Consider the following 19298-nt stretch of genomic DNA (forward strand, 5'->3'; position numbering starts at 1 on the left):
AATTAGCGCTGTGGAACCACCCGATCCCATCCCGAACTCGGAAGTGAAACGCAGCTGCGCCGATGGTAGTGTGGCTCAAGCCATGCGAGAGTAGGTCATCGCCAGGGTTTACACCCAAAACCCCGCTGCTCACGCAGCGGGGTTTTTCCTTATAAAGTGAAGGCACTGCTTTTCCCGGTACCTTCCGCCCCAAGGGCAAGATCGCGAGCTGGCGCTGCAAGCGCTGCTGCAACCGTCTCCCTGGTGAAATTAGCGCTGTGGAACCACCCGATCCCATCCCGAACTCGGAAGTGAAACGCAGCTGCGCCGATGGTAGTGTGGCCCAAGCCATGCGAGAGTAGGTCATCGCCAGGGTTTACACCCCAAAACCCCGCTGCTCACGCAGCGGGGTTTTTCTTTGCGCGTAGATAAACACGCTGGGTGCGTTGCCGTGCGTTGCGCGGTGCCATCCAAGGCTGTAGATCCGCGCCATGCGTGGATGGACCGCGCCACCGCCCACAAAAAAAGCGGCGCCCCGTGGGGCGCCGCCTGGACCTCAACACTGTTCAGTCGAGCATGGCTCGACTTTACGGGGCCGGGGCCTTGTTCTTCATCATCTCGTCGCGGGCGGCTTTGAAGGGATTGCCTTCGTACCAGTTCGGCCAGCGATCGCCGCCGGCCAGTTCCTTGCCCACGCCGTACATCAGTTCCAGGTCTTCCACGGTGCCATCCAGCTTCCAGGTAGACGCATCGAACTCGTCCTTCGGCCCGTGGTAGCGGTTGTTGCCGTAATCGGTCGCGGCCTTGCGGCCTGCGTCGACACCACCATCGCGCAGATCCTCGCCACCGTCGGCATACAGCGCCGGCACGCCGGCCTTGGCGAAGTTGAAGTGGTCCGAACGGAAGTAGAAGCCGCTCTGCACCGAGGTCTCGCCGTGCAGGGTGCGGTCCTGGGCGGCGGCCAGCGGCTTGAGGATGTCCTCCAGCTCGGAACTGCCGAAACCGGTCACCGTCACGTCCTTGGCACGGCCGGCCACCGACATCGCGTCGATGTTGATCACGCCGGCAATCTTGTCCAGCGGGAAGGTCGGGTGGGCCACGTAGTACTTGGAACCCAGCAGGCCGGACTCTTCCAGGGTCACGGCCAGGAACACCACCGAACGCTCCGGCTTCGGATCCTGGTGGGCCATGGCTTCTGCCACTTCGAGGATGCCGGCCACGCCGGTCGCGTTGTCGACAGCACCGTTGTAGATGTTGTCGCCTTCCTCGCCCTCATGCTTGCCCAGGTGGTCCCAATGGGCCATGTACAGCACGGCTTCGTCGGCACGCGTGTTGCCCGGCAGCACGCCCACCACGTTGCGCGACTGCTTCTGCGCGATCCTGCTCTTCAGGTCGACCGCGGCGGTGGCCTTCAGCGGCACCGGCTTGAAGCCGCGCTTGCTGGCGTCCTTGTAGGCCTGCGCCAGGTCCAGGCCGGCCCCGGCAAACAGCGCCTTGGCGGCGTCCGCACTCAGCCAGCCCTGGACCGGGATGCGCGCTTCCGGATCATCCTTGGCCGGCAGGTCGTACTGCGGGCCGGCCCACGAGTTCTTCACCACATCCCAGCCGTAGGAAGCACCGGCGGTGTCGTGCACGATCAGTGCGGCGGCGGCACCCTTGCGGGCGGCTTCCTCGAACTTGTAGGTCCAGCGCCCGTAATAGGTCATGCGCTTGCCGTCGAACAGCTGCTCGTCGCCGACATGGAAGCCCGGATCGTTGACGAACATCACGACCGTCTTGCCCTTCCAGTCCTGGCCGGCGTAGTCGTTCCACTTCTGCTCCGGCGCATCCACGCCATAGCCGACGAACACCAGGTCACTGGCATCGACCTTCACTTCGGCCTCGCCGGTACGGGTGCCCACCACCATATCGGTGCCGAACTTCAGCTCGGTGGTCTTGCCACCCTGGGTGATCTTCAGCACGGTCGACTCGTCGGCCGTGGTCTCGGTCATCGGCACGTCCTGGAACCAGCTGTCACCGTTGCCCGGCTGCAGGCCGATGCGCTGCATCTGGTCGCGGATGTAGTTGACCGTCAGCTCTTCGCCCTTGCTGCCCGGGGCGCGGCCTTCGAATTCGTCCGAAGCCAGCGTCTTGACCATCTCGCTGAAGTCGGCCGCGTTGATGCCGGGCGAGAAGGTGTGCGCTGCCGGCGTGGCCGCAGCATCGGGGCTGGCGGCAGGCGCCGGCGTGGAAGTGTCTTCGCCTTTGCAGGCGCTGAGCGCGGCCGCGGCGGCCAGGCACAGGAGGAGTTTGCGGGGCATCGTCGTTTCCTGGATACACGAGGGATGGCCACGCCGGGCGCGGCCGGTAAAGGGGAGCATTCCCCGTACTGCAGCGCCGGGGACTCAGTCCGCCGGCGCGGTATCGGTGTCGAACGGGATCGGCTCGGCACCGGTGACCGGCCCGACGCGTGCGGTGCGGTGCACGTACAGCACCACCTCGCGTTCGAACAGCAGCGGGCCTTCGACCACGGCGTTGGGGCCGATGATCACGCGCGGCTTGCGGCTGGCGGTGAGCGAAACGCTGAAGTTGGGCTTGCGCACGCGCAGGCCGCCACCGACCTGCGAGCCGATGCCAACGGTGATGTCACCGTTGACCGTTTCCACGTCCTTGCGCACGCGGCTGCTGACCAGGCCGATGCCACCGTTGACCGTTTCCACGCCGCCTTCGATCTGGCTGCCGTGGTCGCTGAAGATGCTGCCGTTGACTGTGCTGACATCGCCCTGGGCGATGACTTCACGGCCCAGGCGCACGCTGCCGTTGACCGTCTCGATGCTGCCGGTACGGGCGCGGTCGGCCACGGTGACGCCGCCGTTGACGGTGTCGATGCTGCCGGTTTCCACGCCGTCACCCACGCGGATGCCGCCGTTTACGGTGTCCAGCTTGCCGTAGCGCTGGCCCGGGTCGGCGCTGATGCTGCCGTTGACCTTGCTGATGTTGTCCTGCGCGCCGAGTGGACCGGCGACCAGCAGTGCGCCCAACAGCAGCGGAATGGAGAGCGTTTTCATGGGGGACCTCGTTGTTGTGCGGCTGGCAGGCCGCGTGCGTTGATGTCACCATTCCCCGGCACCCCCTGCAACTGCCTGAAGTCACTGGAAAGCCCTTGCGCAACAACGTCTTCCCCTCACGCCGACATCACACCGCCGCTGCCCGCGCCGGGCGTTGCCTGTTGCTGGGGCTGGCATTGGCGCTGGCTGCTCCCCTGCCGGGCAGCGCGCAGACCGCCTCCACCCGCGAGGCCGAGCGCAAGCTGCAGAAGCTGCGCACCGAATTGAAGGGCGTGGCGCAGGAGCGCCGGCAGATCGAGGGCCAGCGCGGCCAGGCCTCACGGCAGCTGCGCGATGCCGATGAAAAGGTCGCCCGCAGCGGCCGGGCACTGGCCCAGACCGAAACCGCGCTGCGCGAACAGAACCAGGCCCTGGCCGAAGCCGAACAGCGCCGCGCCACCCTGCAGGCCAACCTGGCCAAGCAGAACCGCGAACTGGCCGGGCTGCTGCGCGCGGCCTACCAGCTGGGCAACCATGCCCCGCTGAAGCTGCTGCTGTCGCAGGACACGGTGGCCGACGCCAACCGTGCCCTGGCGTACCACCGCTACCTGCAGCGCGAGCGCGCCCAGCGCATCGCCACCCTCACCGGCGACCTGAAGGAACTGGAGACGCTGCAGGCGCAGATCGCCGAGCGCAGACAGACCCTGCAGGGCGCACAGCGCGACCAGAAGCAGCAGGCGGCCTCGCTGGCGGCCGATCGCCGCGACCGCGCGCAGACCGTGGCCTCGCTGGAAGAACGCTTCAAGGACCGCCGCGAGAAGGAACAGGCGCTCGGCCAGGATGCCAAGGCGCTGGAAACGCTGCTGGCCAACCTGCGTGCGGCCGCCGCCCGCGCCGAGGCCGAACGCCGTGCCGCCGCGCGCAGGGCCGCCGCCGAGAAGGCCGCTGCCGAGAAGGCCGCACGCCAGGCCAAGGCCGAAGGGCGCCCGCCGCCGCCGACCAAGGTCCCGCCGGCCGTGGCCTCCGCGCCTGCGCCGAAGGTGGGCGGGCTGGGCTGGCCGCTGTCGGGCAACCTGCTGGCCCGCTATGGCGCCAAGCTGCCCGACGGGCGCACCAGCAGCGGCGTGCTGATCGGCGCGCCCGCGGGCAGCACCGTCACCGCCGTGGCCGATGGCACCGTGGTGTTCTCCGACTGGATGACCGGCTACGGGATGATCCTGATCGTCGACCACGGCAACGGCTACATGAGCCTGTACGCACACAACGACACCCTGCTGAAGGATGCCGGCGCGCGCGTGAGCCGTGGCGATGCCGTGGCCAAGGTCGGCAATTCCGGTGGTCAGGGCGTGACCGCGCTGTACTTCGAGCTGCGCCGCGGCGGGCAACCCGTCAACCCGGACAGCTGGCTGCAGCGGCGCTGAATCGACGCTGCTGCGACCAGGCCGGATTCAACGGGAATTTAGCCATGCTTCGCGCATAATCGGGGCATGTGCCTTGGGCACGATGCCACCGTCGACAGGAGTGATCCATGCGCGCAGCCCGTACCGCCACCCTCTTGCTGGCCCTGATGCCAGCGCTGTCCTGGGCGCAGCAGACTGCGCCGGCCGCCACCGATACCTCCGGCCAGGCAGCGAGCAACGAGGAGGCGGTGACCTCGAAGGTGCCGCTGGAAGACATCCGTCGTTTCGTCTCGGTCTACAACGCGGTCCGCGCGGCCTACGTCGATCCGGTCGATGACAACAAGCTCATGCAGTCGGCCGTGCGCGGCCTGCTGCTGGACCTCGATCCGCACAGCACCTACTTCAACAAGGAAGATGCCGAGGCCTTCGACGAGCAGGCCAACGGTGCCTACGAGGGCATCGGCGTGGAGCTGCAGCAGCAGCCGGACAACGCCAGCATGAAGGTCATTTCGCCGATCGACGACACGCCGGCGGCCAAGGCCGGCATCCTCGCCGGTGACCTGATCATCGCCATCGACGGCAAGCCGATCAGCGCCATCGATGCCAGCGAACCCCTGCGTGGCCCGGCCGGCAGCAAGGTGGTGCTGACCATCGTGCGCGACGGCAAGCCCAAGCCGTTCGATGTCAGCCTGACCCGGCAGACCATCCGCGTGACCAGCGTGAAGAGCCGCATGCTCGAACCGGGCTACGGCTACATCCGCCTGAGCACGTTCCAGGCCGATACCGGTTCTGATTTCCAGAAGCACGTGCAGCAGCTGCAGAAGCAGGCCGGTGGCCAGCTCAAGGGCCTGGTGCTGGATCTGCGCAGCAACCCGGGTGGCCTGCTGACCGCCGCGGTGCAGGTGGCCGATGACCTGCTCGACAAGGGCAATATCGTCAGCACCCGTGGCCGCATCAGCATCAGCGATGCACGCTTCGATGCGACGCCGGGCGACCTGCTGAAGGGCGCTCCGGTGGTGGTGCTGGCCGATGCTGGTTCGGCCAGTGCGTCCGAAGTGCTGGCCGGTGCGCTGCGCGACAACAAGCGTGCGCGCGTGGTCGGCAGCCGGACCTTCGGCAAGGGCTCGGTGCAGACCGTGCTGCCGCTGGACAACGGTGATTCGGTCAAGCTGACCACTGCGCGCTATTACACGCCCAGTGGCAAGTCGATCCAGGCCACCGGCATCGTGCCCGACGTGGAACTGAAGCCGGCGCCGACGCCGGAAGAAGATGCACTGCCGGCCAGCCTGAGCGATTACAGCGAGGCGACCCTGCCGGGCCACCTGCGCGGTGACGACGAAGGGACCGAGGGCTACCGCGCCGGTGCGGTGCTGCCCGGCGACGGCCCGATCAACGATGCCTTGGCCGAACTGAAGAACCCTGGTTCGGTAGCCACGCGGCTGAAGGCCGAAGCGGCCAAGGCCGAGGCGGAGAAGGCTGCGAAGGCCGCGGCCGCCAAGCCGGCGCCGAAGCCTGAGGCGAAGGCAGAGCCCAAGCCCGAGCCGGCCCCGGTAAAGCCCTGACGGTAGCACCGGGCCATGTCCGGCGGACGCCCTGTTCATCCGGAAGGCGGCGCGGCCGAGGTGTCGCCCGATAGAATCGGCCCATGGATGATTCGAACCTCGCGACCACGATCAGCCAACTGCTTGGTCGTGACCCGCTGCTGAGTGACCGGGCTATTGGCCTGCTGCAGTCCTTGGCGAGTCGCCATGGCATTGATCCGTGTCTACTCTATTGGTGGGCAGGCAAAGCCTCGGCTGATCAGACCATCCAATACGATGGCAGCGATGAAGGCCTTTCCTGCTTGGCTGATCTGCTGGCAGAAGCGAACAATGAAATCTGCCTGGTGGCGTCAGATGAGCGCGCACTGCCGTGGCCGGTCTGGACCCTGCAGGTAAGTGAATTGATTCCCTTGCTCGGCGAATTGCCGTTCTTCGAGTATTTTGTGGTGCTGGATGGCGGCGCTACGCTGCTGTTCGATACCCACCACAACACCTTGGTGGTCTGTCGCGAGTGACGCTTTGGGCGTCATCGCGGACGGAGTAGATCCATATCAATGAAGGAGTCGAGCAAGCTCGACTCTACGAACGAGCGAGTGAACGCAGAGCCGGCCAGCGGCCGGCACTACCCGGTGCTCAGAACCCGTGGCGCTTGCGCAGCTTGCGGGCGATGGCCGCGCGCACGTACACGCCGTACAGCAGGCCGAACACGAAACCGCCGATGTGCGCCCACCAGGCCACCATGCCGAAGCTCGGGCCGATGTGGGCGAACACCACCTGCAGTGCGGCCCAGACGCCGATCAGCAGGTAGGCCGGGGCACGCACGAATTCCAGGAACAGGCCCAGCGGGATGACCACGCCCAGGCGCGCGGCCGGGAACAGCGCCAGGTAGGCGCCGATCATCGCCGACACCGCGCCGCTGGCGCCGATGATGATCTGGTCCGGGCTGCCCATGGTGTAGATCGCCACCAGGTTGGCCACCGCGCCGCCGACCAGGAACAGCAGCATCAACCGCCACGGGCCCAGCACCCTTTCGGCGGGGAGGCCGAAGATCAGCAGGAACACCAGGTTGCCCAGCAGGTGCGACCAGTCCGCGTGCAGGAACAGGGCGGTGAACAACCGCAGCACGCTGCCGTCCTGCAGCGTCGCCCACCAGTCCTGGGGGTGGGTCAGGCCGGTGGACAGGGCGCCCCAGTCCAGCCAGAGGCTGTTGCGGGCGTCGCCCGGACGCGAAATCGACCACAGGAACGCCAGCCACAATGCCGCAAACAGCACAGGTGTGGCCCAGCGCAGCGTGGCCTTCTTGCGGGAGGGGAGAGACACGAACATGGACGCTAGCCTAGCGTGCCGGGGCTTTCCGCGGGCGAGGCGCCTGTTCAGTTTCCGCAGCGGAAAGACGGCCGTCGCTGTTATTGTTTCATTAACCGCTCTGGGTAATACTCGCATACGGCGTCGTATGTCGGGAGGGGAATCCGGCGCGTTCTGGCGGACCTTTGCGGGTCCGGTGGGCGCAGGCGCACGCAGAGCACCATCACCGCTTACCGGAGAGAGAACTACGATGCAAACCGCTTCCACCATTGCCCGACTGACCCTGCTGGCCGTCGGCGTTGCCGGTGCGCTGGCCGCCGCCGATGCCAACGCCGCCGCCTTCCAGCTGAAGGAAAACAGCGCCAAGGGCCTGGGCCGCGCCTTCGCCGGCTCCACCGCAGCCGAAGGCGATGCCTCGGTTGTTGCCACCAACCCTGCTTCGATGCGCCTGCTCGATGGCACCCAGTTCCAGGGTGACGTCAGCGCCATCAGCTTCGGTGCCAAGTTCCGCGGCGAAGGCCGCTATGCCAACGGCGCCCCGATTTCCGGCGGCAACGGCGGCGACGCCGGCATGATTGCGCCGGTCCCGGCAGCGTACTTCCACGTCCCGTTCGGCGAGCAGGACAACATGCATTTCGGCGTCTCGCTGAGCGTGCCGTTCGGCTTCAAGACCGAATACGACCGTGACTGGGTCGGCCGCTACAACGGTGTCAAGACCGAGCTGCAGGCTGTCGACTTGGGCGCGGCGTTCTCCTACGACGTCAATCCCTACCTGTCGTTCGGTGTCGGCGTGTTCGCCGAGCGCCTGGACGTGGACCTGACCAGCGCCATCGACGGCGGTAGCGCCATCAACGCCAGCGCCCAGCAGCGTGCGTCGGCCGCGGTGCTGGCTGCCGGCGGCACCGCTGCCCAGGCCGCTGCTGCGGCCCGCCAGGCTGCTGCCCAGGCTGCCCAGCTCGGCTTCTCGCCGGGTTCGGCCGACGGTTACCTGCGCATCAAGGGTGACGAGGTGTCCGTGGGTTACACCCTGGGCATGACCGTCAGCCCGGTGGAAGGCACCAACATCGCCTTCAGCTACCGCTCGAAGGTCGAGCACAAGATCACCGACGGCAAGGCTGATTTCACCATGACCCCGGCTGCCGCCGCGTTCCTGGCGCAGGCTGCCCCGGGCACCTTCATCGACAGCAACGGCCGCGCCACCATTACCCTGCCGGCCAGCGCCAATGTGAGCTTCAGCCACCGTGTGAACGACCAGTGGAAGGTGATGGCCGACGTTTCGCGCACCGCGTGGAGCAAGTTCGACCAGGTCACCGTCGACTATGACTCCAACCAGCCGGACAGCCTGCTGCCGTTCAACTACCGCGACACCACCTTCGCGTCGATCGGTACCGAGTACCGCATGAACGACCAGCTGACCCTGCGCGGCGGCCTGGCGTACGACCAGACCCCGACCACCGACGCCCACCGCGACGTCCGCGTTCCGGACACCACCCGCAAGTGGCTGTCGCTGGGCCTGACCTGGGCTCCGTCGGAGAAGACCGAATACAGCGTGGGCTACACCCACCTGTTCACCAAGGATCCGAACATCACCTCGACCTCGGCCACCGGCAACACCGTGACCGGCAAGTACAAGGTGACCGGCGACGTGCTGGCCGCTTCGATGCAGTACAAGTTCTGATTCGGGCCCTGGCCTGAAGCAGTACGAGGGAGGCCCCGCGCAAGCGGGGCTTTCTTTTTGTGGGTAGACGCCATCCACGCACGGCGTGGATCTGCTGATGGGGCGGTCGTCCACGCATGGCGTGGATCTACTGGAGGTTGTGCCATCCGCGCAGGGCGGACATGGAGCCGGTTGTGGCATCCGCGCGCGGCGAGGCCCGGGGGCGTACGAGCCATCCACGTTCGCCGCGCGGATCAACGACAATGGCGCCATGAACCTCACCGATCCGAATTTCCAGCTGGAGCTGGCTGCCAACGTCGCCGTCGCCGGCTCGATCCTGCTGGCCGGCCGCAACAACGTGCACACCTGGTGGCTGGGCATCGTCGGCTGCGCGCTGTTCGCGGCGGTGTTCGAGCGCTCGCACCTGTTTGCGGACATGGTCCTGCAGTTCTTCTTCATCGCCATCAGCGTGCTCGGCTGGTGGCAGTGGCTGCGCGGCGACCACGGTGCGCCCCTGCCGATCACCCCGGTGCGCCCGCGGGCGTGGGCCTGGCTGCTGCCACTGGCGGTGGTGGCGACCTTCGCCTACGGCTGGATGCTGACCCGCCTGACCCATGCCTACGCGCCCTACATCGATTCGGCGGTGCTGGTGCTGAGCGTGATCGCGCAGATCCTGATGATGCGGCGCAAGCTGGAATCGTGGTGGGTGTGGCTGCTGGTCAACACCATCGCCGTGCCGCTGTACTACAGCCGCGGCCTGCACCTGACTTCGTTTCTCTACATCGGCTTCTGGATCAACGCGCTGGTGGCGCTGCGCCATTGGCGCACGCTGATGCGTGCCGAGGCAAAGACCGCTGATGCCGCTGCCTGAGCGCGTCGAGCGCGGTCTGGTGGTGGGCAAGTTCTGCCCGCTGCACCGCGGTCATGAACACCTGATCGACTTCGCCGCCGCGCACTGCCGGCAGCTGCTGGTGATCGGCTGGTCGCAGCCGGGCTTTGCCGGCTACAGCGCCGCCCGCCGCGAACGCTGGCTGCGTGCGCGCTTTCCGCAGGCGACGGTGGCGGTGCTGGACGATGCCCGCCTGGCCGCGCTCTGCGAACAGCACGGCCTGCCCCCGCGCGTGCTGCCACGCGACAGCGACAGCGAGCAGGTGCAGCGCGATTTCACCGCTTGGCTGTGCCTGCACCTGTTCGGTGGGCCGGTGCAGGCGGTATTCACCGGTGAGGACTACGGCGATGGTTTCGCCGCAGCGCTGACCGCACACTTCAACGCACCCGTGCAGCACCAGCGGCTGGAACGCAGCCGCGATGTCGGCCAGCCCAGCGGCACCCAGCTGCGCGCCGATCCGCATGCGCTTCGCCACGGCCTGTCGCCGCAGGTGTACGCGGACTACGTGCAGCGCGTGGCCTTCATCGGTGGCGAATCCACCGGCAAGACCACGCTGGCGCGCGTGCTGGCCGAGCGCCTGGGCACGGTATGGGTGGCGGAGTACGGGCGGACGCTGTGGGAGGTGCAGGGCGGTGACCTGCACGCGCAAGATCTGCTGCGCATCGCCGAGGAGCAGCCGCGCCGCGAGGATGTGGCGGCGTTGGCGGCGCAGCGCTGGCTGTTCTGCGATACCACGCCCCTGGTGACCCTGGGCTACAGCGGCTGGATGTTCGGCAGTGCACCGGACGCGCTGCTGCAGGCGGCATTGCGGCCGTATGACCTGCTGTTCCTGTGCGCGCCGGACATCGCGTTCGACCAGGATGGCACGCGGGTGGGCGAGGCCTTCCGTTCGCAGCAGCATGTCTGGTACCTGCAGGAGCTGCAGGCGCGGGGGCTGCCGTTCGTGCTGCTGGAAGGTGATCTGGAAACCCGCATCGCGCGGGTGCAGGACGCGCTGGCCGAGCGGGCGGACAACCGGTTCAGTGTCGCCCTGCCTCTGTAGTGCCGAGCCCATGCTCGGCTTGCACGGTGCAGCCGAGCACGGGCTCGGCTCTACAGGGAGCGAAGACACAAAAAAACCCCGCTTTCGCGGGGTTTTTCGTTCACTGCATGACGCAGGCGATCAGTCGCCCAGGGTCAGCAGCGAGGCGTTGCCACCGGCGGCGGTGGTGTTCACCGTCACCGTCTTTTCGGTGGCGAAGCGCAGCAGGTAGTGCGGGCCGCCGGCCTTCGGGCCGGTGCCGGACAGGCCCTGGCCGCCGAACGGCTGCACGCCGACCACCGCACCGATCTGGTTGCGGTTGACGTAGACGTTGCCGACATGGACGCCGTTGCTGATGCGATCGACAGTCTCGTCGATGCGCGAATGCACGCCCAGGGTCAGGCCGTAGCCGGTGGCGTTGATCTGGTCGATCACCGCGTCGAGCTGGTCGCCCTTCCAGCGGATGACGTGCAGCACCGGACCGAACACTTCCTTCTGCAGCTGGGCCAGGTCCTTCAGTTCATACGCACGCGGTGCGAAGAAGGTGCCGTTGGCGGCTTCGCTGGACAGTTCGGCAGCAGCGATCAGGCGCGCTTCGCGGTCCATGCGCTCGGCGTGGTCCTGCAGGATCTTCAGCGCGTCGGCGTCGATCACCGGGCCGACGTCGGTGGACAGCAGGCCGGGGTTGCCGACCTTCAGTTCCTTCATCGCGCCGGCCAGCATGGTCATCACCTTGTCGGCGATGTCGTCCTGCACGAACAGCACGCGCGCGGCCGAGCAGCGCTGGCCGGCGGAGGTGAAGGCCGAACCGATCGCGTCCTTGACCAGCTGTTCCGGCAGCGCCGAGGAATCGGCGATGAAGGCGTTCTGGCCACCGGTCTCGGCGATCAGCACACCGATGGCGGCATCACGCGCGGCCATCGCGCGGTTGATCGCACGGGCGGTGTCGGTGGAGCCGGTGAAGGCTACGCCGGCTACGCGCGGGTCGGCGGTCAGCGCGGCACCGACGGTGGCACCGTCGCCCGGCAGGAACTGCACCACCTCGGCCGGCACGCCGGCGTCGTGCAGCAGCTTCACCGCGAAGAAGCCGATCAGGTTGGTCTGCTCGGCCGGCTTGGCGATGACGCTGTTGCCGGCGGCCAGTGCGGCAGCCACCTGGCCCAGGAAGATCGCCAGCGGGAAGTTCCAGGGGCTGATGCAGACGAACACGCCGCGGCCGTGCAGCTGCAGCTCGTTGGATTCACCGGTCGGGCTGGGCAGCTTCTCGGCGTGGCTGAACTGCTCGCGCGCCTGCTTGGCGTAGTAGCGGAGGAAGTCCACGGCTTCGCGCACTTCGGCAATGCTGTCGGGCAGGCTCTTGCCGGCTTCCTTCACGCACAGCGCCATGAACTCCGGCATGCGCGCTTCCAGCTGGTCGGCGGCGTGCTCGAGGATGGCGGCGCGGCTGGCGGCAGGGGTGCGGTTCCAGGCCGGCTGCGCGGCGACAGCATTCGCCAGCGCCTTCTGCACGGTGGCGGCATCGGCGGCCAGCCACTGGCCGACGACCTCGCGGGTGTCGGCCGGGTTGGTCACCGGCAGCGCGGCGCCGGCCGGGTTCGCACCCGGCACCAGCGGAGCGGCCTGCCACGCGCTCTTGCCAGACGCGGGCACAGCCGCGTTGATCTGCTCGGCCAGGGCGCGCAGTTCGTTGTCGTTGGCGAGGTTGGCGCCCATGGAGTTCTTCCTGTCGTGGTTCTGGCTGCGCAGCAGGTCAACCGGCAGCGGGATCTTCGGGTGGGGGATCGAGGCGAACGAGGCGACCATCTCGACCGGATCGCGGATCAGGTCGGCGATCGGCACGCGTTCGTCGGTAATGCGGTTGACGAAGCTGGAGTTGGCGCCGTTTTCCAGCAGGCGACGCACCAGGTACGGCAGCAGGTCTTCATGCGAACCGACCGGCGCATACACGCGGCAGGGCAGGGCCAGGCGGTCGGCCGGCACCACTTCGGCGTACAGGTCGTCGCCCATGCCGTGCAGCTTCTGGTGCTCGTACACGCCACCGTTGGCGATGCTGCGCACCGCGGCGATGGTGTGCGCGTTGTGCGTGGCGAACATCGGGTAGATCGCGTCGGCATGGGTGAACAGACGCTTGGCGCAGGCCAGGTAGGACACGTCGGTGTTCTGCTTGCGGGTGAACACCGGGTAGCCCGGATAGCCTTCGATCTGGGCGCGCTTGATCTCGGCATCCCAGTAGGCGCCCTTGACCAGGCGCACCTGCAGGCGGCGACCGGCGCGGCGCGCCATGTCGGCCAGGTGGTCGATCGTGTACGGGGTGCGCTTCTGGTAGGCCTGCACGACCACGCCGAAGCCATCCCAGCCGGCCAGCGAGGCATCGCCGAACACCTGCTCGATGATGTCCAGCGACAGTTCCAGGCGATCGGATTCTTCGGCGTCGACGGTGCAGCCGATGCCGTAGCTCTTGGCCAGCTGCGCCAGTTCCAGCACGCCCGGCACGAGGTCGGTCAGCACGCGCTCGCGCTTGGCGTGCTCGTAGCGCGGGTACAGCGCCGACAGCTTGATGGAGATGCCCGGAGCGTTGTTGACATCGCCGTCCGGGCGGCCGCCGCGGGCCTTGTGGTCGCCGCCGATGGCGTGGATGGCACGGCGGTAGTCCTCGAGGTAGCGCAGCGCGTCCTTCATGGTCAGCGCGCCTTCGCCCAGCATGTCGAACGAGTAGCGGTAGCTGGCGTTGTCGCCCTTGTGCGAACGCGACAGCGCTTCGCTGATGGTGCGGCCCATGACGAACTGGTGGCCCATGATCTTCATGGCCTGGCGCACGGCCAGGCGCACCACCGGCTCACCGACGCGGCCGACCAGGCGCTTGAAGGCGCTGGGTGCATCGGCGCGGGTGGCGTCGTTCATCTGCACCAGCTTGCCGGTCAGCATCAGGCCCCAGGTGGAGGCATTGACCAGCACCGAGTCGCTGCCGCCCAGGTGCTTTTCCCAGTCGGCATCGGCCAGCTTGTCGCGGATCAGCTTGTCGGCGGTGTCCTGGTCCGGAATGCGCAGCAGCGCCTCGGCCACGCACATCAGCAGCACGCCTTCCTCGCTGCCCAGGTCGTACTGGCGCATGAAGGCTTCGATCGCACCCTGGTCCTTGGCACGCACGCGCACCCGGCCGACCAGATCGGCGGCCAGCGCCTGCACCTTGGCCTGCTCCTCGGCGGGCAGGCGGGCCTGGGCCAGCAGCTCGCGCACGTGGCTGGCCTCGTCCTTCAACCAGGCGTCGGTGATGGCCTGTCGGAACGGGTTGGGGGACGCCGGCAGTTCCGGCGACAGCAGCGCGCCCGGACGCGGGGCGTCGTGGACGGCGGGGGAAGAGGAGGGTGCGTTCATGCCGATCCGGCCAGTGGAAAACTTGGCGATTTTAATCATTTTTACGTCCTGCGGAAGTGCCCATAAGACACCTTTGTGGAGGGCTGATAGCCCCTAGCAGTGGTGGATTCAGCGTGTTCAGCGAGCTCGTCCGGTTTTGTGCTGAATTCGTCATTCGTGCCGCCGGGGTCATGCTGTATTGCAACATGGGAAAAAGTGTGAATGGACCCTTGCTACCGGTGAGAGGGCGGGGCTACCATCGAGACGTTTCCCGCGGCAGGAACGCGGTTGCGACATGATCGAGGTGCTTCCAGCTCCGGATGGGTCAGGTACGCAGCTGCGGCTGCGTCCCCCACGGGCGCTCGATGCCCGGCAGTTCGTCCTGTTGTTTGCCGTGTTGTCGGGAGCGATGTGGCTGGTCTCCGCCCTCGGGTGGGTGGCTGGCAACGCATTCGCCCCGCTGTTCGCGCTGCTGTACAGCCTGCTGCTGGCAGCCGCCCTGCGTGCCTTGTGGCGCAGTGGTGAACGGCAGGAGGAGATCCGGGTCGTGCCGGCGTGCGTGGAGGTCATCCCCGTACCCGGTGGATCGCCGGTGTTCCGGGCCCACCCCCATTGGGTGCGCCTGCTCACCGACGACGAGAGGGTCCGGCTGGCATCCAGCGGTCGGCAGGTGGAGGTGGGGAGTTTCCTCGCGCCGGCCGAACGCCAGACGCTCGCTGAAATGCTTGAAGGCTTGCTCGCCGCCAGCGATGGCGGCAACCGACGACGCTAAGGGTCTAGGCAATGAAGCAAAGCAGCAGGTGGGGCAGGAAGTGCGTTGCAGCGGTCGCCAGCCTGGTGGCCGGGGGACTGGTTCCGGCATGGGCATGGGCGCAGGCGGCCGATCCCAAGCCGTGGCAGCTGAACATGGGCAAGGGGGTCACCCAGACCTCGCGCCTGGCCTGGGAGTCGAACAACCTGTCGTTGATCATCTGTACGGTGATCGGCGTCATCGTGTTCGGGGCGATGGCCTACGCCATCTTCAAGTTCCGCAAATCCAAGGGCGCCGTCGCCGCCACCTTCAGCCACAACACCAAGGCGGAGGTGATCTGGACGGTGATCCCGGTGATCATCCTGATCGTGATGGCGTGGCCGGCCACGGCCAACCTGATCAAGATGTACGACACCCGCGATGCCGAAATGACCGTGAAGGTCACCGGCTACCAGTGGATGTGGAAGTACGAATACCTTGGCGAGAACGTCACCTTCACCAGCCGCCTGGACCGCGAGTCCGACCGCATGCGGCAGAGTGGCAAGGTGCCGACCCGCGAAAGCCACCCGCACTACCTGCTGGACGTGGACAACCGCCTGGTGCTGCCGGTCGATACCAAGGTGCGCTTCGTCATCACCTCTGATGACGTGATCCACGCCTGGTGGGTGCCGGCGCTGGGCTGGAAGCAGGACGCCATCCCCGGCTTCATCAATGAGGCCTGGACCAGCATCGAGCAGCCCGGCGTGTACCGCGGCCAGTGCGCCGAACTGTGCGGCAAGGACCATGGCTTCATGCCGATCGTGGTCGAGGCCGTGTCCAAGGAAGACTTCAAGCAGTGGCTGGCGCAGCGCAAGCCGCCGCCGGCTGCGCCTGCCACGCCTGCGGCACCGGCCGAACCGGCAGCGCCTGCGGGCGAGGCACCGGCGGCGCCGGCCGCACCCGCGGCGGCTGAAGCCGGTACCCCTGCTACCGCAGCCAGCGGCGCGTGATGTAAAGCCCGCGGCCGTTCGCGGCCGTGGCGACAACCGATTCTGAGAGGTGTTTTGCGATGGCGCACTCGGCAGTTGGGCACGACGATCACCACCACCACCAGAGCTTCTTCGAGCGTTGGTTCTTCTCGACCAACCACAAGGACATCGGCACCCTGTACCTGGGTTTCAGCTTCATCATGTTCGTCATCGGCGCCTTCATGAGCGTGCTGATCCGGCTTGAGCTTGCCCAGCCCGGCATCCAGTTCATCCGCCCGGAGGTGTTCAACCAGCTCACCACCGTGCATGCGCTGGTAATGATCTTCGGTGGCGTGATGCCGGCCTTCGTCGGCCTGGCCAACTGGATGATCCCGCTGCAGATCGGCGCGCCGGACATGGCGCTGCCGCGAATGAACAACTGGTCGTTCTGGCTGCTGCCGGTGGCCTTCAGCCTGCTGCTGCTGACCTTCCTGCTGCCGGGCGGTGCACCGGCCGGTGGCTGGACGCTGTACCCGCCGCTGTCGCTGCAGGGCGGCTACAACGTCGCCTTCACCGTGTTCGCGATCCATGTCGCCGGCATCAGTTCGATCATGGGCGCGATCAACATCATCGCCACCGTGCTCAACATGCGTGCGCCGGGCATCGACTTGCTGAAGATGCCGATCTTCTGCTGGGCCTGGCTGATCACCGCCTTCCTTCTGATCGCGGTGATGCCGGTGCTGGCCGGTGCGGTGACCATGCTGCTGACCGACAAGTTCTTCGGCACCAGCTTCTTCAACGCCGCCGGTGGTGGTGATCCGGTGATGTTCCAGCACATCTTCTGGTTCTTCGGGCACCCCGAGGTCTACATCATGATCCTGCCCGCCTTCGGCGTGGTCAGCGAGATCATCCCGACCTTCAGCCGCAAGCCGCTGTTCGGTTACCAGGCGATGGTGTACGCCACCGCCGCGATCGCCTTCCTGTCGTTCATCGTCTGGGCCCACCACATGTTCACCGTGGGCATGCCGCTGGGTGGCGAGATCTACTTCATGTTCGCCACGATGCTGATCTCGATCCCGACCGGCGTGAAAGTGTTCAACTGGGTCAGCACCATGTGGCGCGGCTCGCTCACCTTCGAAGCACCGATGCTGTGGTCGGTGGCCTTCGTCATCCTGTTCACCATCGGTGGCTTCTCCGGCCTGATGCTGGCCATCGTCGCGGCTGACTTCCAGTACCACGACACCTACTTCGTGGTCGCCCACTTCCACTACGTGCTGGTGACCGGCGCGGTATTCGCGCTGATCGCCGCGGTGTACTACTGGTGGCCGAAGTGGACCGGGCGCATGTACAGCGAGAAGTGGGCCAAGGTGCACTTCTGGTGGTCGATCGTGTTCGTCAACCTGCTGTTCTTCCCGCAGCACTTCCTCGGCCTGGCTGGCATGCCGCGGCGCATCCCCGATTACAGCGTGGCCTTTGCCGACTGGAACCTGATCAGCTCGATCGGTGCGTTCGGCATGTTCGCCACGCCCTTCATGATGGCCGCGATCCTGCTGTCCTCGCTGCGCAATGGCGAGAAGGCCGAGGCCCGTTCCTGGGAAGGCGCGCGCGGCCTGGAGTGGACGCTGCCGTCGCCGGCACCGGCGCATACCTTCACCACGCCGCCGACCATCCGCCCGGGGGACCTGGCGCATGACGACATCACGCATTGAGGTGGGGCATGCATAACGAGAGCCCGCTTGCCCCGTGTAGAGCCGAGCCATGCTCGGCTGGCGAGAAGCAGCCGAGCGGTAGAGTCGACCGTTGGTCGACTGACGAAGAGCAGCCGACCAACGGTCGGCTCTACCAGCAGCAGCGCCAGCGCGCCAAGCGGACCGCGATCTGGGTCGGCACCGTCGCCGTGCTGGTCTACGTCGGTTTCATCCTCAGCGGGGTGATCGGCCGATGAGCGAGACGCCGGCCACCGCTCCGTCACGAAGTGCCGGGCTGCCGCGCCTGATCGGCGTGGCGGTGGCGGTCTTCCTGCTGACGTTCTCGCTGGTGCCGCTGTACCGCATCGCCTGCGAGAAGGTGTTCGGCGTGCGCCTGGAGCGCGGTCCCGGCAGCGAGGCCAGCACCGGCGCCGCCACCGGCAAGCGCACCGTGCGCGTGGAGTTCGATGGCGGGGTCAATTCGCGGTTGCCGTGGTCGTTCCATCCCGAGCAGCTGACCATGGACGTGGTGCCCGGCGAGCTCAACGAAGCGCTGTACTTCGCCCGTAACGACAGCGCCAATGCCGTGGTCGGCAGTGCCGTGCCTTCGGTGGCGCCGGCGCGCGCGTCGGGCTTCTTCAGCAAGACCGAATGCTTCTGTTTCACCGCGCAGACGCTGCAGGCCGGCGAGAAGCGCGACATGCCGGTGCGCTTCATCGTCGATCCGGACCTGCCGCCGGAAATCAAGACGATCACCTTGTCCTACACCTTCTACCGCAACGACGCGCTGTCCGACCGGCTGGCACCTGCCGGCACCTCGGAAGGCGCGCACGCCGCTCCCTGACCCGGATACCGACATGGCCCAGACACCGACCGACGCCAACGTGTACTTCGTCCCGGCCCAGAGCAAATGGCCGTTCGTGGGGTCCATCGCGATGATGGTGACCATGGTTGGCGTGGCCAGCTGGCTCAACGATGCCAGCTGGGGGCGCTGGACCTTCTACATCGGCATCGCGATGCTGGTGCTGACCCTGTTCTGGTGGTTCAGCGACGTGGTGCGCGAATCGCAGGCCGGCAACTACAACCGCCAGGTCGACGGCTCGTTCCGGATGGGCATGGTCTGGTTCATCTTCTCCGAAGTGATGTTCTTCGGTGCCTTCTTCGGCGCGCTGTTCTACACCCGCAACCTGGGCCTGTCCTGGCTCAGCGGCGAAGGCCGCGGGGTGATGACCAACGAACTGCTGTGGCAGGGCTACTCGGCGGGCTGGCCGACCAACGGACCGGCGGCCATCGGTGGTGCGTTCCAGACCATTCCGGCCTGGGGCCTGCCGCTGATCAACACGCTGATCCTGCTGACCTCCGGCGTGACCCTGACCATCGCCCACCACGCGCTGAAGGCCGGCAACCGCCGCCAGCTGCTGGTCTGGCTGGGCGCCACCGTGCTGCTCGGCCTCGGCTTCCTGACGCTGCAGGCGGAGGAGTACATCCACGCCTACAAGGAACTGAACCTGACCCTGGGTTCGGGCATCTACGGTTCGACGTTCTTCATGCTGACCGGCTTCCACGGCGCGCACGTGCTGCTGGGCACGATCATGCTGATCGTGATGTGGCTGCGTTCGGCCAAGGGACACTTCACCCGCGACAACCACTTCGCGTTCGAAGCCGCTGCGTGGTACTGGCACTTCGTCGACGTGGTGTGGCTGATGCTCTTCATGTTCGTCTACGTGCTTTGACCGGCGC

16 protein-coding genes and 2 rRNA genes are annotated in these 19298 nt (G+C 66.9%); 14 read left to right on the plus strand and 4 right to left on the minus strand.

The annotated features are described in order from the left end of the window. Together rrf (AC1VXD_RS16855) and rrf (AC1VXD_RS16860) are read left to right on the plus strand one after the other, a co-directional pair. Positions 1-107, plus strand: a 5S ribosomal RNA gene (rrf, locus tag AC1VXD_RS16855); the annotation flags it as partial. A gap of 132 nt (positions 108-239) precedes the next feature. Beyond that, a 5S ribosomal RNA gene (gene rrf / locus AC1VXD_RS16860) occupies positions 240-354 on the plus strand. Between the two features lie 212 nt (positions 355-566). On the opposite strand, the gene AC1VXD_RS16865 is transcribed toward rrf (AC1VXD_RS16860), so the two are convergent. Beyond that, positions 567-2279, minus strand: coding sequence for a M28 family metallopeptidase (locus tag AC1VXD_RS16865; protein ID WP_482993006.1), 1713 nt, complete (start codon positions 2277-2279; stop codon positions 567-569). Between the two features lie 84 nt (positions 2280-2363). Beyond that, on the minus strand, positions 2364-3026 hold the full coding sequence (locus AC1VXD_RS16870) for a DUF4097 family beta strand repeat-containing protein (protein WP_108767485.1): 663 nt from the start codon (positions 3024-3026) through the stop codon (positions 2364-2366). Between the two features lie 95 nt (positions 3027-3121). On the opposite strand from AC1VXD_RS16870, the gene AC1VXD_RS16875 reads away from it, so the two are divergent. The 3 genes from AC1VXD_RS16875 to AC1VXD_RS16885 all read left to right on the plus strand — a co-directional run bounded on the left by AC1VXD_RS16875 (position 3122) and on the right by AC1VXD_RS16885 (position 6461). After that, a complete protein-coding gene (locus tag AC1VXD_RS16875; RefSeq protein ID WP_482993007.1) occupies positions 3122-4426 on the plus strand; it encodes a murein hydrolase activator EnvC family protein in 1305 nt (434 codons plus the stop codon). A 107-nt stretch (positions 4427-4533) separates the two neighbouring features. After that, positions 4534-5967 (plus strand): S41 family peptidase, encoded by a 1434-nt coding sequence (locus tag AC1VXD_RS16880; protein ID WP_482993008.1) that lies wholly within the window; start codon positions 4534-4536, stop codon positions 5965-5967. An 83-nt stretch (positions 5968-6050) separates the two neighbouring features. Further along, complete coding sequence (locus AC1VXD_RS16885; RefSeq protein WP_482993009.1) at positions 6051-6461, plus strand: hypothetical protein; 411 nt, start codon at positions 6051-6053, stop codon at positions 6459-6461. Between the two features lie 118 nt (positions 6462-6579). Here the strand turns inward: AC1VXD_RS16885 and AC1VXD_RS16890 are convergent, their stop codons facing one another. Next, a complete protein-coding gene (locus AC1VXD_RS16890) occupies positions 6580-7272 on the minus strand; it encodes a rhomboid family intramembrane serine protease (protein WP_482993010.1) in 693 nt (230 codons plus the stop codon). A 229-nt stretch (positions 7273-7501) separates the two neighbouring features. Between AC1VXD_RS16890 and AC1VXD_RS16895 the strand changes: the two genes are divergently transcribed. The 3 genes from AC1VXD_RS16895 (at position 7502) to AC1VXD_RS16905 (ending at position 10839) form a co-directional block, all read left to right on the plus strand. Beyond that, complete coding sequence (locus AC1VXD_RS16895; protein WP_482993011.1) at positions 7502-8929, plus strand: outer membrane protein transport protein; 1428 nt, start codon at positions 7502-7504, stop codon at positions 8927-8929. Between the two features lie 250 nt (positions 8930-9179). Further along, positions 9180-9779: a nicotinamide riboside transporter PnuC gene (pnuC, locus tag AC1VXD_RS16900; RefSeq protein WP_482993012.1), complete on the plus strand. Its 600-nt coding sequence runs from the start codon at positions 9180-9182 to the stop codon at positions 9777-9779. After that, the gene (locus AC1VXD_RS16905; protein ID WP_482993013.1) at positions 9766-10839 is read left to right on the plus strand and encodes an AAA family ATPase; all 1074 of its coding nucleotides are present in this window, start codon (positions 9766-9768) and stop codon (positions 10837-10839) included. The genes pnuC and AC1VXD_RS16905 overlap by 14 nt, the downstream gene beginning before the upstream one ends. Positions 10840-10959: 120 nt before the next feature. Here the strand turns inward: AC1VXD_RS16905 and putA are convergent, their stop codons facing one another. Next, positions 10960-14193 (minus strand): bifunctional proline dehydrogenase/L-glutamate gamma-semialdehyde dehydrogenase PutA, encoded by a 3234-nt coding sequence (gene putA / locus AC1VXD_RS16910; protein ID WP_482993014.1) that lies wholly within the window; start codon positions 14191-14193, stop codon positions 10960-10962. Positions 14194-14467: 274 nt separating this feature from the next. Between putA and AC1VXD_RS16915 the strand changes: the two genes are divergently transcribed. From AC1VXD_RS16915 to AC1VXD_RS16940, 6 genes are read left to right on the plus strand one after another with little or no spacing between them, the layout of a single operon-like run. Next, positions 14468-14944 (plus strand): DUF2244 domain-containing protein, encoded by a 477-nt coding sequence (locus AC1VXD_RS16915; RefSeq protein WP_482993015.1) that lies wholly within the window; start codon positions 14468-14470, stop codon positions 14942-14944. An 11-nt stretch (positions 14945-14955) separates the two neighbouring features. Further along, positions 14956-15912 (plus strand): cytochrome c oxidase subunit II, encoded by a 957-nt coding sequence (gene coxB, locus AC1VXD_RS16920; protein WP_482993016.1) that lies wholly within the window; start codon positions 14956-14958, stop codon positions 15910-15912. A gap of 59 nt (positions 15913-15971) precedes the next feature. After that, positions 15972-17579 carry a cytochrome c oxidase subunit I gene (gene ctaD / locus AC1VXD_RS16925; RefSeq protein WP_108767495.1) on the plus strand — a complete coding sequence of 536 codons (1608 nt, stop codon included), beginning with the start codon at positions 15972-15974 and terminating at the stop codon, positions 17577-17579. Positions 17580-17587: 8 nt separating this feature from the next. Then, positions 17588-17815 (plus strand): hypothetical protein, encoded by a 228-nt coding sequence (locus AC1VXD_RS16930; protein WP_482993017.1) that lies wholly within the window; start codon positions 17588-17590, stop codon positions 17813-17815. Further along, positions 17812-18402 carry a cytochrome c oxidase assembly protein gene (locus tag AC1VXD_RS16935; protein ID WP_116864958.1) on the plus strand — a complete coding sequence of 197 codons (591 nt, stop codon included), beginning with the start codon at positions 17812-17814 and terminating at the stop codon, positions 18400-18402. Before AC1VXD_RS16930 ends, AC1VXD_RS16935 begins: the two co-directional genes overlap by 4 nt. Positions 18403-18415: 13 nt before the next feature. Next, positions 18416-19291, plus strand: coding sequence for a cytochrome c oxidase subunit 3 (locus AC1VXD_RS16940; protein ID WP_313053294.1), 876 nt, complete (start codon positions 18416-18418; stop codon positions 19289-19291). Positions 19292-19298 lie beyond the last annotated feature (7 nt).

Source organism: Stenotrophomonas sp. STEN054 (genome assembly GCF_056854535.1).